Consider the following 14676-nt stretch of genomic DNA (forward strand, 5'->3'; position numbering starts at 1 on the left):
ATTTATGTAATCACAACAACTAATCTCTCGGGTAATTTACACTCATAATATCCATAAAAGGAACTTTATCCGTTTCTCCATTACTCTCTACATGAACCTTCCCTGTTCTTGGGTCCATTTTAACAATCTGTCCGCGGGTTGTTTCTGCGCGTCCCCATACGGTCAATACAACCTCGGATTGCTCTCGTTGTGCTTCTACAAGCTGATTCCCGATTTCCTCCAGTACAAATTCATCCCGAGTAGGCCGTTTGGGTACCTTCGCTTTTGCCACTTGCTATCACCCTTCCTTTCGTGCAAAATCAAAATCAAATTCATTCTATTTTACCATACTTTTCATCATTTGGTGCTGGTAATGTGAGTAAAATTACGTCTCAGAACCACAAAAAAGCCGAGTTCTCAAAAACGAGAACATCGGCTCTCTAAAGTTACTTGTTGGAGCTCATTAGGAGAGATTGAAAATTGAAGAGACAGGATTATTTGACCAACTGTGGAATGTAATCCACGATATTATAAATAGGAGCACTGCTCTGTTGCGTAACGGCCAAAATCAATGCACCTTCGAGCATCGAAATGATAAGTACCGCCAGACTGCGTGCCTTTTCCTCGTCCCAGCCCGATTCCTGAAGACGCTCCATATAGATGTGCTGCCAATCTGTAAACGTATTCACACAAGCATGACGTAGCGATTCACTAATACAGGAAGTTTCCGCAGCAGCCCAGAAGCCAATCGGCATGAAGTCGTTAAAGCCGGTACGGTCTGCCTCCTCAGCTGTATTACGAATAAAATCCTGAATGGCTAGCACTGGATTATCATTCCCGTCCAGTGTCTGTTTTAATTTTTGCTTTATAAACTCATTCCCTCTTCTTATGCACTCCAAAGCCAATTCTTCTTTACCACGCGGAAAATAATAATAAAGTGACCCTTTCGGTGATCCACTCTCCGCAAGAATCTGATTCAGTCCGGTCGCGTGATACCCCTGATGAAAAAAGAGCTTCGATGCGGTTTGTACGATATTCTCGTATGATTCGGGTTTAGCAGCCATATACAGCATCCTTCATTATTTAATATTTACAACTTATACTTTGACAAAAAAATAACAACATGTTTATTATATATAGACCGATTGTTATAATTCAACACTATTAATTTATTTGGAGGAACAAAAACAACATGAGTACAATGAGTCAAACAAGTTCACCCTCTGAACCCAAAACGTTCAAGGTGCTACCTATTATGATTGCGCTGCTCCTTAGCGGCTTTATTGGGATGTTCAGTGAAACGGCACTTAACATTGCACTGAATGATTTGATGCAGATTTTGCATATTACAACTGCAACAGCCCAATGGCTGACAACCGCTTATCTGCTTACACTTGGTATTTTAGTACCTGTATCGGGATTGCTGATTCAAACCTTTACGACAAGACAGCTGTTTGTGACATCGTTGCTGTTCTCAATAGCTGGTTGTCTCGTTGCTGCGCTTGCACCTACTTTTTCAGTGCTATTGATCGCACGTATTCTTCAGGCCATTGGCACGGCGTTGTTATTGCCATTGATGTTTAACACCATCTTGATCATTTTCCCAGCTGAAAAGAGAGGCGCGGCTATGGGGATCATCGGATTGGTCATTATGTTCGCACCGGCAGTGGGCCCTACCATTGCAGGACTGGTACTGCAAAATCTGTCTTGGCACTGGATCTTCTGGATCTCCCTTCCGTTCTTGGTTCTCTCACTGATTTGCGGTATTTTATTTATGCAAAACGTTTCAAAAACGACCAAGCCCAAAATTGATTTTTTATCTATCCTGTTATCTTCCATTGGCTTCGGCGGTGTCGTGTTCGGTTTCAGTAAATCCGGAGAAGGTGGCGAAGGTTGGGCTAGCCTGATGGTTCTGCTTCCTGTGATTGTCGGTCTGATATCGTTGATTTTGTTCTCTGTACGTCAATTGAAAATGAAGCAGCCTATGTTGAATTTGCGTGTATTTAAATACCCTATGTTTGTTATTGGCGTTATTATGGTGTTCCTATGTATGATGACGATCCTTTCTACGATGCTGATTCTTCCACTCTTTTTGCAAAAGGGGCTGGCTCTGTCTGCTCTAACAGCAGGTTTAGTACTTCTGCCCGGTGGGATTATCAACGGCCTCTTGTCTCCTATTATGGGTTCATTGTTCGATAAATTCGGTCCCAAGTGGCTTGTCATTCCAGGACTTGTGATTGTAGCTGCTGTTTTGTTTTTCCTGTCCGGCATTACAACAACATCAACTCTTGTACTCATTATTGTGCTTCATAGCTGCTTGATGATCGGCATTTCCATGATTATGATGCCAGCTCAGACAAACGGCCTAAATCAGCTCCCTATGGATCTATACCCAGACGGAACAGCCATTATGAGTACGCTCCAACAAGTTGCTGGTGCAATCGGTACAGCTGTAGCGGTAAGCATTCTCTCCAAAGGTATGGAAGGCTATTTGAGCCAATCCAGTATGCCTGAATCCGTAAATGAAATGGCCAATGCCATGACAATCGGATCACAAAATTCATTTTTCTTTGCGATGATCATCAGTGTGATCGGGTTGATCCTTGCCTTTTTCATCCGCAGAGTTCATGTTGAACATGGCACTGCCAAAGCTCCCATGCACTAATTCATAATTTTCATGTGACCCCAAATTAAAAATATGTGAATAAACTTAAAGACTGCTAACCATATCACTATTGGTTAGCAGTCTTTTTGATATGAATTTACATACACATTCGTCAATTACATATTTACAAAGCACCTTCATTTGGTTACGATATGATTTATGAGTTAAAGCGTAAAAATTACGATTACTATTAAGGAGGACTCCCTGTTGTTTAAACGTTCTTATTTTAAACTATTTATACCTGCGGTAATGGCGGTGATGATGGCAGCCTGCGCTTCATCTCCGTCAGCTTCACCCTCTCCATCTGCTGCACCACAAGATAAAAGTGTCACCTTATTGTTCAACGTGCAAAGCCCTACTATAGACCCCCATTCAGATGTAAATTACACAGCTGTTCGTGCTGGAGTAAGTGAAACACTGATCAAAGTGAACAAGGATCTTAAGCTGGAAGCTTGGCTTGCAGACAAATGGAACAGCAAGGACGGACAGCACTGGACCTTCAACATCCGATCAGGTGTGAACTTCCACAGCGGTAAAACCGTCAATGCTGCTGCTGTCAAAGCCTCTTTGGAAAGAGCGTTAAAGCTCAATCCATCGGTCAAAAATGCGCTACATATCCGTGATATTCATGCGGATGGACAGATTTTGACCATTACGACAGACAAGCCTTTCCCAGAATTTGTGTCTGAGCTGGTTCATCCGAATACGGCTATTATAGACACCACAGCTACAGGTGACCTCCCATCTGGGACGGGACCGTTCAAGGTTGCCAGCTTCCGTGCTGGAAGTGAACTGAATTTAGATCGCAATGAACAATATTGGAACGGTGAAGTAAAGTTGAAGCATGCCAAATTCATGTTTAACGAAGACGCCAATGCACGTCAGCTTGCTTTTCAAGCCAAAACTGCTGATATTGTGTATCGCCCGCCAATTGAAAGTCTGGAGCTATTGAAAGCTGATTCTACCGTTAAGGTTGACTCACTTCCTAGTTTGCGAACGCATCAACTTATTTACAATATGAACAATAACGATCTGAAAAAGACGGCTGTGCGTAAGGCATTCGATAACCTGATCAACCGTGATGAGATTGCCAGCGGTATCATGTCCGGCCAGGGAACCCCTGCTCAAGGGCCATTCTTGCCCGACTTTCCATTTTCGCCGGAATATATTACGAAAAAATTTGATTTAAATGCTGCACGAGAAGGCTTCAAGCAAGCTGGATATACAGTGCAGAACGGAAAAGTTGCAACCCCTGACGGCAAGCCGCTTCAACTTACATTACTAACTTACCAGTCGAGAGCGGAACTTCCACTCATTTCCCAGCTGATTCAGGCTAATGCTAAAGAACTTGGCATTACGATTGATATCCGTCAGGTTGATAATATTGACGAATATCTTGCCGCTCATCAGGATTGGGATTTAGCGACTTATAGTAGCATTACAGCCCCGCGCGGCGATGCAAGCTATTTTCTAAATGCGGCTTACATGCCTGAAGGAGCACTAAATTATGGGCGTGTGCATGTACCGGAACTCACGAGTATGATTTCACAGCTGAACACAACCGTGAATGAGGAACAACGCAACAAGCTGGCTTTGAAAGCTGTCACACTGATTGACCAAGAAAATCTGCAATCCTTTCTGGTCCATCCAAACAACGTAGTAGCCTATCGCGATTACGTACATAACTGGGTAACTAGCCAAAGTGAATATTACTTGCTAACCCAGGACCTGGATGTGAATTAGCATGTTCAAATCCATGGCCAAAAAGTTTCTTGAACTAGTTTTGTTCTTTCTTATTCTTTCCTTTGTGAGCTTCTGTCTGCTTAAGCTTGTTCCGGGCGATCCCGTCCGGAGCATTCTCCGAGTCGATGATGTAGCTGTGTCCAATCAGCAAATTACGGATATGCGCAGCCAACTAGGGCTGGACCAACCATTACCTGTGCAATATGGTAAGTGGCTGGTTCAGTTGCTTCAGTTTGATTTTGGACAATCTTATTTAACCCATCGTCCGGTATTCACAGAGTTTATGGAAAAACTGCCTTATACGCTGCTGCTGACCGGAGGCTCTCTGTTCATTTTGCTGCTAATAGCTCTACCCTTGGGAACGATGGCTGCGCTCTACCGTAACCGCTGGATTGACAGCGCCAGTCGTGTGTTTGCCTTAATCGGCTCCTCGATTCCCAGCTTTTGGCTGGGGCTTTTGTTTATCGAATGGTTTGCAGTTAAATTGCGCATTTTGCCGTCTATGGGCGAAGGAACCGCTTTTCATTTGGTACTCCCTTCTCTTACCTTGGGATTAGCAATGGCGGCCGTTTATGTACGAATGATTCGCGCAAGTCTGATTGAAAGCTCGGGGCAAGACTTTATCAAAGCGGCGCAAGCGCGTGGAATCAGCCCCATCCGCATTTTTTTCAGACACATGCTTCGTCACAGTCTAGTTCCACTCATTACGGTATTCAGTGAGAGTATAGGCAGTCTACTGGGAGGCACAGTCGTAATTGAAGTGCTATTCGCCTATCCGGGGCTGGGAAAATGGATTGTGGATGCCATTGCTGCAAGGGATTACCCCATAATTCAGGGCTATACCGTATTTATGGCTGTATTCATTGTATGTATCAATATTTTGGTAGAGCTGTCCTACCGTTGGGTCAATCCTGAAATCGCTTTGAAGGAGAAACGTTTATCATGATAAAATCCGTACATGCGGAAAACGGGCAGCTCACTAGAACGCGATTGTCCAAAACATGGATCGTGTCGCTCTCCATCCTGCTCATTCTTTCAGCAATTACAGTCGTTCCGTTTCTTGTACCGCAAGATCCGTATCGTATCCAGATGGGGAATCGACTACAATCGATCAGCGCTACGCACTGGCTGGGAACGGATCATTTGGGCAGAGATGTACTATCGAGAGTCATAGCTGGACTTCGGACGACTGTCGGAACCAGTTTGTTGATTTTGGCCGTTTCGCTGGTTGTCGGGGTCCCTCTTGGTCTGTTTTCAGGATTTATTGGAGGCTGGATGGATCGTGTATTCAAGCGGGTGGTCGATGCCTTCATGACATTACCAGATTATATTTTTGCCATTGTGCTGAGCGGTTTGCTCGGACCAGGCTTAGTAAATCTTATTTTCGCGGTAACTGCGGTAAAATGGGTTGGTTATGCACGCCTGGTGCGTAGTACCGTGCTGGCAGAAAAGCAAAAGGATTACATTTCGTTATCCATACTGGCGGGTACCTCCTCCCTGCGGATTGTCATGCGACATATTCTCCCCCATGCATTAGGGAATGTTCTTGTGCTGGCTACGCTGGATGTCGGCAAAATTATTTTAATGATTGCCTCCCTATCTTTTTTGGGCTTAGGTCCACAGCCACCAATTCCGGAATGGGGTACTATGTTGAATGAAGGACGAGCGTATTTTCAAATGGCTCCCCACCTGATGCTGGTTCCTGGGATAGCTGTCGTGCTAACCGTGCTACTGGCAAACGTATTTGGAGATAAACTATGCGACCGTTATGATGTTAAAACCCGGACAGAGGAGTGAATTGGCACATGCTGACTATTGAAGGCTTAACGATTCGGACCAATGTAAAAACGATTGTAGAGCAACTGGAGCTTGCCGTTCGTCCGGGGGAATGGTGTGCTCTTGCCGGCGAAAGTGGTAGCGGCAAAAGCATGACGGCGTTCGCTATCGGCGGCCTTCTCCCCTCTTCTGTTACAGCGGAAGGTATCATTGCGTGGAAGGACAATAATTTGCTGGATCTATCCGCTAAACAAAGACGTTCTTTGCTTGGTAGTGAAATATCTTACATTTTTCAAGACTACCATGGGGCTTTCACCCCCTTTCTGCGTGTGGGCAGCCAACTGGACGAGCTGATGCGCGCCCACGGCAAACAAGATCGCAAGGCGCGCAAGCAGCGCTGTATCGAGGTGCTGGAGCGCGTACAGCTTCCCGCCGAGCGTGTGTACCGCAGCTATCCGTTCCAACTCAGCGGCGGTCAATTGCAACGGGCAGCTATTGCGGCTGCACTCCTGCTGGAGCCGAAGCTGCTTATTGCCGACGAGCCTACAACAGCGTTGGATACGCTCACAGCTCATCGGGTGCTGCAGCTCATTGACCAAATCCGGACGGAAACGGGTATTTCCGTCTTGTGGATCACTCACGATCTGCGTCATGTACGCAAGTATGCAGATCGAATCGCAGTGATGCGCGAAGGTTCACTGGTTGAAATAGGTGAAACGCAAGCGGTGCTGAACCATCCGGACCACCCGTATACTCGTCGTCTATTGGCAGCTATTCCGCCGCTGTCTCCGGGCGCTCCAGCACGTTTACCTTACAACAGCACTGAAGAACAGGACGCAATGGAAAGGAGCGCTGCACATGAATAATCAAGCCGCCTGCGCTCAGCGGCAAGACACGTCTAATCCTGTCGTGACCGTCTCCGGTTTGACGAAGGCTTACACTGGAGGCAAAACGGTGCTGCAAGATGTTGCTCTGTCGATCTCCCCTCGAGAATGTCTGGGCATTGTCGGGGAAAGCGGCAGTGGGAAAAGCACACTCGCTCGCTGTATATTGACATTGGACCCATTTGATCAAGGTGAGCTTAGACTAGATGGGCAGTCTATCCGGGGATTAAAGCGGAGCGAGTTAAAACGGATTCGCAGCAGGCTGGGTGCAGTTTTTCAACATCCATCTGCGGCTTTGAACCCCAGACTAACCATCCTGCAATCCCTGCTGGAGCCACTGGACCAGCTTAAGTACTATGTTCCTTCTTTTATGACGGGTATGTCCTCAGAACGTCGGGATATAGCAGAACATTTGCTTGATATGGTAAAGCTTCCAGCCAGCTATCTGGACAAGTTTCCACATCAGCTTAGCGGTGGGGAAAAGCAGCGTGTAACCATCGCACGTGCCATCAGCACAGAGCCGGATTTTATCGTATTGGACGAGCCAACAGCAAGTCTGGATGTGACCACACAAGCCACCGTTTTAAATCTGCTCAAGGATTTGCAGGATGAGCTAGGATTGGCTTATCTGTTTATCTCACATGATCTGGCGGCTGTGCACTTTATGAGTGATCGAATCATGGTCATGAAAGAAGGCAGTGTGCTTGAGCATTTTCCCAAGGAAGCATTATTTCATTCGGATCGCCATCCCTACACACAATCATTACTGGAGGTTTTTTCAACATGTTGCCTTCCCACCGAGCCTATCTTGCTTTAGCTATCCCTTTAATTATTTCGACGATTACAACCCCGCTACTCGGTGCGGTGGATACAGCTGTAATCGGTCATTTGAGCGATTCCGCGTATTTAGGCGGTGTAGCGGTGGGCACTCTTATTTTTAATACTTTATATTGGCTGTTTGGCTTCCTGCGAGTCAGCACATCAGCTTTCACGGCCCAAGCCGCGGGGGCACAAAATAACGACCAGGGCATAGCTGCTCTCATGCGCCCACTGGCCATTGCTTTACTCATTGGTGCGGTATTCATTGTGTTACAAAAGCCCATTCTGTTAGCTTCTCTGCAGCTAATCCATCCAGCTCAGGATGTGGCAGCGCAGGCAGCAATTTATTTTAACATTCGTATCTGGGGAGCCCCTCTTACATTGGTGAACTATGTGCTGCTCGGCTGGCTGATGGGATTATCCCGTGTGAAGGCTACATTATTTTTGCAAATTACAATGAACGTAATCAATATGGTATTAGCTATTGTATTTACACAGATGATGCATTGGAATGTCACTGGTGTAGCAAGCGCTACTCTGATTGCGGAGGCTCTTGCATGTATATTGGGTCTCGTTCTGGTGTTCCGCTCATCGATTTGGAGAGAATGGAAGCAAAGCGGACAGATGAATTGGCGAGGATGGTTTGGAGCTTCAGAGTTGAAAAGTGTCATGGCAACAAACCTTGATCTTATGATCCGTACAGCCTGTCTGCTGACGATGTTTAATCTGTTTACGGCGCGCAGTGCGAGCTTTGGAACCGATCAATTGGCGGCAAACGCTATTTTGTTGCAGATCCATTACATTATGGCTTACTTTTTTGATGGGTTCGCCAACGCCAGTAGCATCATGACAGGTCAGGCTCGGGGTGCCGGGGATCGTAAAATGCTGCAAAGGGTTATTCACTTGTCCTGGTTCTGGACACTGGTGACCAGCGTAGTGACAGGAGGATTGTATTTCGCACTGAAAGAGCCGCTTATCTCACTATTTACGGACAATGCTACAGTGATTAGCCTTACAGGCCCTTATAATGGGTGGCTTGTGGTCTTTCCGCTGGCAGCCGGGCTGGGACTGGTATTCTACGGTGTGTTTACGGGGATGACGGTAACGTATCCGATCCGTAATTCGATGCTGATTTCATTGCTCTGCTTTTTGATCGCTCTCTTCTGGTGCGTTCCCCATTATGGGAATCACGGACTTTGGCTATCCTTTATCGTATTTGCACTAGGACGGTCACTGTTTCTTGTAATCTATTTACCTCGCTTGCAGAGGATATAGCAGCACCTGATTTACATCGCTCTCAAAAACAAAGGATGTCCCATCCACCATGTACGTGGTGTTGGGACATCCTTTTATTATTTATTCATACGGCTTTCAGGTTAGGAGTTTGCAGATACCTCTACTCGCCTTGAGGAACGGTCAAGCCTAAACCTTCGGCTACACGGCGTCCGTATTCAGGATCAGCTTTGTAGAAATGTCCGATCTGACGCAGTTTGATTTCATCACTTTCTACGGGCTTCATCGCATTTACGATGTTTCGGACCAGGCGTGCACGCTCTTCTTCACTGAGCAAGCGGTATAGGTCGCCCGGTTGTGTGTAGTGATCATGATGATCGTAGGCTACACTTTGAGCTTCGCCAGACACTTCAAAAGGAGCCATTTTGTGCGCAGGTGATTCTTTGGGTCCACCGAGACTATTAGGCTCGTAATAGACAGATCCTCCGCCATTGCTGTCACTGCGCAATGCACCATCGCGTTGGTAGTTGTGAACTTCCGCATGCGGACGGTTGATCGGCAACGAATTATGATTTGCACCTACACGGTAGCGATGTGCATCGCCGTAGGCAAACAGGCGTCCTTGCAACATTTTATCCGGGGATGCCTCAATACCAGGAACAAATGAACCCGGGGAGAATGTCGCCTGCTCTACCTCAGCAAAATAGTTCTCAGGATTGCGATCCAGCACCATGCGTCCAACCTCGATCAGCGGGTAATCCTTTTGAGACCATACTTTTGTCACATCAAATGGATCAAAGCGATACGTATCTGCATCTTCTACCGGCATAATCTGCACATGAAGTTTCCATGCAGGAAAATCACCTTTTTTGATGGCATTAAACAAATCTTCTGTATGATAATCCGGATTTTCACCAGCAATTTTCGCAGCCAAATCCACATCAAGATTTTGCACACCTTGCTCTGTTTTAAAATGATATTTCACCCATACTGCCTGTCCTTCGGCATTTACCCACTTGAACGTGTGACTACCGAAACCATGCATATGTCTAAGAGTAGCTGGAATACCGCGGTCAGACATTAGAATACTTACCTGATGCAGCGATTCAGGAGATAAGGACCAGAAATCCCAGACCGCATTCGGGTTTTTCAGATGGGTTTGGGGATGGCGTTTTTGCGTATGAATAAAGTCAGGAAATTTAATGGCATCCCGAATAAAAAACACAGGTGTATTATTGCCCACGAGATCATAGTTGCCTTCTTCTGTATAAAACTTCACCGCAAAACCACGCGGGTCGCGTACAGTATCGGACGAGCCCAGCTCACCCGCCACTGTAGAAAAGCGAATAAACATCGGTGTACGCTTGCCCACCTCAGACAAGAAGCTTGCTTTTGTATATGCAGACAAATCATTAGTAACTTCAAAATATCCGTGTGCTCCTGCACCTTTTGCATGAACGACACGTTCCGGCACACGCTCCCGGTTAAAATGTGCCAATTTCTCCAGCAGATGCACATCCTGAATTAGTGCGGGACCCCGCGAGCCTGCTGTGATCGAATTTTGATTATCTCCAACAGGAGCGCCCCAGCTTGTAGTCAGGTTCGTTGGTTGGTTACTCATGATTGAAATCACCTCTTGAATGAATTGGTTGACTATGTGTCTTTCACTATAAATTGTGCACAAACAAAAATCAATACTTTTTTATAATTATTATAATTTAGGATTTAGAATTAGTTTAAAATCATAAATAAAAAAGCAAGCCCTATAAGGCTTGCCGTATATGCACTACTGTATTTATTTACTAATAAGTATGCTTCCATTTTCACGTTCTGTAATGATTCCTTTGATCACTTCTCGAAGTTTTGCCATTGAGGCTTTCAGACAATATTCATATAGAATTCATCATAAAATCATAAAAGTAGCTGCTTGCTATCGAGAAAATCCAAGATATCCTGAACCGACGGGATTACCTCCCGCCCTTCAGTGGATACGATTAGATCCGGTTCCAACGGTGCTTCATAAGGAGCATCAATCCCCGTAAAATGATGAATTTCTCCGGCGCGCGCTTTCTTGTACATTCCTTTTGGATCGCGTCGCTCACATTCCTCCAGGCTGCACTGTATATATATCTCATAGCAACCTTCTTGCTTTAAAATCTCCTTTACCATTTCACGATCTTCACGATAAGGGGAAATGGTGGCGCAAATGGTTAGGACACCCGCATGTGCCATTAGCTTTGCAACTTCAGCAATACGACGAATATTTTCTTTACGGTCAGCGGGTAGGAAACCTAGATTCCGATTTAAACCATGCCGAACATTATCCCCATCCAAAATAAACGTGTGTATGCCTCGTGCATATAACGCTTTTTCAAGTGTGGAGGATACCGTTGATTTTCCCGAACCAGACAGCCCTGTAAACCAAAGCACCGGACTTTTATGGCCATTCAAAAGCTGACGCGCTTGCTTATCAATATCGGACACATGCCAGGTTATATTCGAAGATGGTTCCATTCAGCACCTTCCTTTTTCATGGGATATTATAGTAAACGATTTAATGCACTGCCTTTACTTCAAGAAAGAACATTTTTAAAGCTGTTTAAAGTATGTTGGTCTGCTTTGTGATCCAACACTGCAAAAACAATCCGGTCAAACAGCAAACCATATCCTTCATCTACAATCACTTGCTTGAACCAGAGGGCAACCTCTTCCGGCTTATTGCGGAATACCCCGCAACCATAGGCTCCCAGCACAAGATGTTCTACGCCGTTTTGCTTAGCCATTCCAAGAATGTAACGGATTCGCTCCAGCATCACTTCACCAATCCGATTCACCTGCTCTGGCTCCCGTTCTCGCACCACTCCAGCATTTACAGCAGGTGCGGTCAGGAAATCGACTTGATACGGCTTCTCCAACAATGTTCCCTGATCATCCCGAAATACCGGAACTTCAGGCGAATAAATCATATAATCTGAATAAAAACAGCTCCGCAGCTTCCGATTATGTCCATACATCTCTTCCATTTGTGAAATGCAAGGATACAACGCTGACGAACGAGCCAAGCTTTCCTCTTGAGCCTGGCTGCCTCCGAGAAATCCACCTCCCGGGTTTTTGGCTGATGCAAAATTCAAACACGCCACGTGGGTCAGCTTCTCCTCTACCTGGAGTCTGTATGCCGCCTGTAACGTGCTTTCTCCCGTAACCTCCAATTTTGCAATGATCCTCTGTTCGTCTATGCGAGAAGAAGGCTCCAATATACTTTTTATTCTTTGCTCTGCCTCTTGTTTTACAGTTACCAGCTGAGAAGGTGTATATAACTTCGAGCCTGTGACCGCATTCCCTATGTCATTTGTCATATTTACTTGAGCCTGTTTGTTATTCGTATAATACCCATGTTCCAAAATGGATAGTGTTTCCTGCGCCATATGCGACCGGGCATCTCGGTTGCTACGGGAATTCATTGTATTTTTCATGATGACGATTCCTCCTTTTGCAATACATCCTCACGTAAATTCGTCAATATTTCTCCTAGCCAGTTCGTGCCACGCCATAGCTTGCGGTTCCGTATACGAGCATCGTTCTCAGCTAAACCTACACCCCAAATGGTGTCGGTTGGACTAGCCTCAACCAGAGTGGTTCCTTTCGTTTTAAGCAGGTGCTTGAGCAAATTCGGATTTTGTGTAAACTTGGCGTAATTACCGTCATACACAAATTGCCGGCAATTGGCCTCCCACAAGGATTGGTCAAATCCGCGCACACTGCGGCCACGGGCTTTTTGTTCCCTTGGAGTAGGGGCTTGCATAATTTTCAAGGCCGCCTCTTCATCCCCAAAAAGCTGTGCTTTTTTCAACATCATATATTGCTCGGCACAGTTAAACTCCATTCCATCCACGACAAAATCAGAAGGATACCATTGCGAAAATGGCGAATGACTGCGATAAAAAAATGTAAACTTTTCCATGAAGATTCCTCATTTCATATTCCTTATGTTACATAAAACGCGACCGAGGCTTAAATCGGTATAACTTGGACGGACGGTGTCCGGCCGCTTTTCTATACTCATTGGTTTCTTCCACGAGATCAGCTATTTTGCGACGAAAAGCTGCGGCCAACAGCTCCTTACCTAGAATAATTTCATACACCTGCTGAAGCTCACTTAGTGTAAATAGAGCCGGCATCAGGTGAAATGCGATATCTGTGTATTCTATTTTGCTGCGCAGACGCTCTATACCGTACGCAATAATTTTGGCATGATCAAAAGCAATTCCCTGTGACTCCAGCACTTCTCGCTTGATTTCAATGGTTCTTCCCTTAAGAATTTCAGTTATTTTTACTTTGGCTGACAGATGGATGTCCCCATGCTTCAATGTGATGTCAATGTCTTGTTCCCATGTGTAACCTTCCGGCTGATTCGTCCGCGTCTCCTGAGCTACGCTGTAATCCAGCTCAAACCATTGGGCATCAGCGGCATCATCCCCCGCCTGTACCTCCAAGGAATCGTGGTCAACTAAAGCCATGTAAGCGCAACTGATCACCCGCATACGTGGATCACGTGCCACATCTCCCCAAGTATATAGCTGCTCCATATAAATCTGATCCACATTCGTTTCCGTTTTAAGCTCGCGTCGTGCAGCTTCTTCCAGACTTTCATCTATGCCTACAAAACCACCTGGCAACGCCCATTGTCCTATATAGGGATGCTCCCCTCTTTGGATCAAAAGAAGCTGTAGGGTCTTCTCCGGTAGCTTACGGTAATTTTGTTGGAGCTGATCCATTACCGTAAATAGCAGCATATCTACCGTTACGGATGGGCGCTCATATTCACTCGCATCATAAGCGGCCAAAAATTCCTCTTCCGTCAAGCCACTGTAATTATGTTTCAATCCATCTGTCACTTGCGTCACCTACCTGTTCATATATGGGTATTTCATCGCTTTTGAGTCAAAAGTGGCGAATGCTCTATGTAACTTTTAATTTGAATCAATTGATAAAAACAAAATGTTAATATCAATACAATAATATATAAAAACTGCTTCGTCAATAGGGTGTATAGACCTATTTTTAATCGTTTGATAGTACTATTAGACTGTTTACTGAATTTTACTTGTTGCTTATTGTCATATCATGTATGATGTTTTGGTCAATATAGGAAACACAACATACTAATCACGTAGGGAGAAGATCCAATTGTCTAACCAGTTTAATCCGCAAAACAATCAACAAGGAGCACCATCCAGACCAGCCCCTGTGTACCCGCCTCCAGTCTCATTCAAGGAATGGATGATCAGTTTACTTCTGATGGCTATACCGGTAGTTGGACTTATCATGCTGTTTGTGTGGGCATTTAGCGGCTCGACTAATCCGAGCAAAGCTAATTACGCTAAAGCAGGCCTTCTTTGGGCCGCTATTGTAATCGTGATCTATATCATTATGGCTGTTGCTCTGTTGCCTGCACTCATAAGTTCATTGAATTCAAGCAGCTACTATTGATTCCAAGTACATAGCAAAACAACCTTCCGATAAATCAATCTGATACATCAGAAGGTCTTTAAACTAAACTGCCGACCCCGTCGGCAG

The 14676-nt window shown here is 45.4% G+C and carries 15 protein-coding genes; 8 read left to right on the forward strand and 7 right to left on the reverse strand.

What is annotated here, in order from left to right; translation table 11 throughout:
* Positions 1–19: 19 nt before the first annotated feature.
* Both G9G53_RS07225 and G9G53_RS07230 read right to left on the reverse strand, forming a co-directional pair.
* Entirely contained in the window at positions 20–271 is a 252-nt protein-coding gene (locus G9G53_RS07225; RefSeq protein ID WP_029515150.1) for a YolD-like family protein, read from the reverse strand.
* A 202-nt stretch (positions 272–473) separates the two neighbouring features.
* Positions 474–1043, reverse strand: coding sequence for a TetR/AcrR family transcriptional regulator (locus G9G53_RS07230; RefSeq protein WP_029515149.1), 570 nt, complete (start codon positions 1041–1043; stop codon positions 474–476).
* Positions 1044–1180: 137 nt separating this feature from the next.
* Here G9G53_RS07230 and G9G53_RS07235 point away from each other — a divergent pair, with 137 nt between their 5' ends.
* From G9G53_RS07235 to G9G53_RS07265, 7 genes are all read left to right on the forward strand, one after another.
* Positions 1181–2644, forward strand: a complete 1464-nt coding sequence (locus tag G9G53_RS07235; protein WP_069011926.1) for a DHA2 family efflux MFS transporter permease subunit — start codon at positions 1181–1183, stop codon at positions 2642–2644.
* A 207-nt stretch (positions 2645–2851) separates the two neighbouring features.
* Positions 2852–4387, forward strand: a complete 1536-nt coding sequence (gene nikA / locus G9G53_RS07240; RefSeq protein WP_165146509.1) for a nickel ABC transporter substrate-binding protein — start codon at positions 2852–2854, stop codon at positions 4385–4387.
* Between the two features lies 1 nt (position 4388).
* On the forward strand, positions 4389–5333 hold the full coding sequence (nikB, locus tag G9G53_RS07245; RefSeq protein WP_165146512.1) for a nickel ABC transporter permease: 945 nt from the start codon (positions 4389–4391) through the stop codon (positions 5331–5333).
* Positions 5330–6184: a nickel transporter permease gene (gene nikC, locus G9G53_RS07250; RefSeq protein ID WP_165146515.1), complete on the forward strand. Its 855-nt coding sequence runs from the start codon at positions 5330–5332 to the stop codon at positions 6182–6184. Before nikB ends, nikC begins: the two co-directional genes overlap by 4 nt.
* Before the next feature lie 8 nt (positions 6185–6192).
* On the forward strand, positions 6193–7029 hold the full coding sequence (locus G9G53_RS07255; protein WP_165146518.1) for an ABC transporter ATP-binding protein: 837 nt from the start codon (positions 6193–6195) through the stop codon (positions 7027–7029).
* Positions 7022–7864 (forward strand): ABC transporter ATP-binding protein, encoded by an 843-nt coding sequence (locus tag G9G53_RS07260; RefSeq protein ID WP_165146521.1) that lies wholly within the window; start codon positions 7022–7024, stop codon positions 7862–7864. The genes G9G53_RS07255 and G9G53_RS07260 overlap by 8 nt, the downstream gene beginning before the upstream one ends.
* Positions 7831–9141, forward strand: a complete 1311-nt coding sequence (locus G9G53_RS07265) for an MATE family efflux transporter (protein ID WP_165146524.1) — start codon at positions 7831–7833, stop codon at positions 9139–9141. The genes G9G53_RS07260 and G9G53_RS07265 overlap by 34 nt, the downstream gene beginning before the upstream one ends.
* A gap of 121 nt (positions 9142–9262) precedes the next feature.
* On the opposite strand, the gene katA is transcribed toward G9G53_RS07265, so the two are convergent.
* The 5 genes from katA to G9G53_RS07290 all read right to left on the reverse strand — a co-directional run bounded on the left by katA (position 9263) and on the right by G9G53_RS07290 (position 13994).
* Positions 9263–10720 (reverse strand): catalase KatA, encoded by a 1458-nt coding sequence (gene katA, locus G9G53_RS07270; protein WP_029515135.1) that lies wholly within the window; start codon positions 10718–10720, stop codon positions 9263–9265.
* A 290-nt stretch (positions 10721–11010) separates the two neighbouring features.
* Entirely contained in the window at positions 11011–11613 is a 603-nt protein-coding gene (cysC, locus tag G9G53_RS07275) for an adenylyl-sulfate kinase (RefSeq protein ID WP_165146527.1), read from the reverse strand.
* Between the two features lie 59 nt (positions 11614–11672).
* Positions 11673–12572 carry a TIGR02452 family protein gene (locus tag G9G53_RS07280; RefSeq protein ID WP_165146530.1) on the reverse strand — a complete coding sequence of 300 codons (900 nt, stop codon included), beginning with the start codon at positions 12570–12572 and terminating at the stop codon, positions 11673–11675.
* The gene (locus tag G9G53_RS07285) at positions 12569–13060 is read right to left on the reverse strand and encodes an NADAR family protein (protein ID WP_029515139.1); all 492 of its coding nucleotides are present in this window, start codon (positions 13058–13060) and stop codon (positions 12569–12571) included. Before G9G53_RS07285 ends, G9G53_RS07280 begins: the two co-directional genes overlap by 4 nt.
* Before the next feature lie 28 nt (positions 13061–13088).
* Positions 13089–13994 (reverse strand): NUDIX hydrolase, encoded by a 906-nt coding sequence (locus tag G9G53_RS07290; RefSeq protein WP_029515141.1) that lies wholly within the window; start codon positions 13992–13994, stop codon positions 13089–13091.
* A gap of 292 nt (positions 13995–14286) precedes the next feature.
* Between G9G53_RS07290 and G9G53_RS07295 the strand changes: the two genes are divergently transcribed.
* Complete coding sequence (locus G9G53_RS07295) at positions 14287–14589, forward strand: hypothetical protein (RefSeq protein ID WP_069011801.1); 303 nt, start codon at positions 14287–14289, stop codon at positions 14587–14589.
* Positions 14590–14676 lie beyond the last annotated feature (87 nt).

It is taken from the genome of Paenibacillus sp. EKM206P (genome assembly GCF_011066155.1).
GTDB lineage: Bacteria > Bacillota > Bacilli > Paenibacillales > Paenibacillaceae > Paenibacillus > Paenibacillus polymyxa_D.

Coding starts and splice junctions, on each gene's coding strand:
- G9G53_RS07230 (WP_029515149.1), bottom strand. CDS start 1,043: ATGGCTGCTAAACCCGAATCATACGAGAATATCGTACAAACCGCATCG.
- G9G53_RS07235 (WP_069011926.1), top strand. CDS start 1,181: ATGAGTCAAACAAGTTCACCCTCTGAACCCAAAACGTTCAAGGTGCTA.
- nikB (WP_165146512.1), top strand. CDS start 4,389: ATGTTCAAATCCATGGCCAAAAAGTTTCTTGAACTAGTTTTGTTCTTT.
- nikC (WP_165146515.1), top strand. CDS start 5,330: ATGATAAAATCCGTACATGCGGAAAACGGGCAGCTCACTAGAACGCGA.
- G9G53_RS07255 (WP_165146518.1), top strand. CDS start 6,193: ATGCTGACTATTGAAGGCTTAACGATTCGGACCAATGTAAAAACGATT.
- G9G53_RS07260 (WP_165146521.1), top strand. CDS start 7,022: ATGAATAATCAAGCCGCCTGCGCTCAGCGGCAAGACACGTCTAATCCT.
- G9G53_RS07265 (WP_165146524.1), top strand. CDS start 7,831: ATGTTGCCTTCCCACCGAGCCTATCTTGCTTTAGCTATCCCTTTAATT.
- katA (WP_029515135.1), bottom strand. CDS start 10,720: ATGAGTAACCAACCAACGAACCTGACTACAAGCTGGGGCGCTCCTGTT.
- cysC (WP_165146527.1), bottom strand. CDS start 11,613: ATGGAACCATCTTCGAATATAACCTGGCATGTGTCCGATATTGATAAG.
- G9G53_RS07280 (WP_165146530.1), bottom strand. CDS start 12,572: ATGAAAAATACAATGAATTCCCGTAGCAACCGAGATGCCCGGTCGCAT.
- G9G53_RS07285 (WP_029515139.1), bottom strand. CDS start 13,060: ATGGAAAAGTTTACATTTTTTTATCGCAGTCATTCGCCATTTTCGCAA.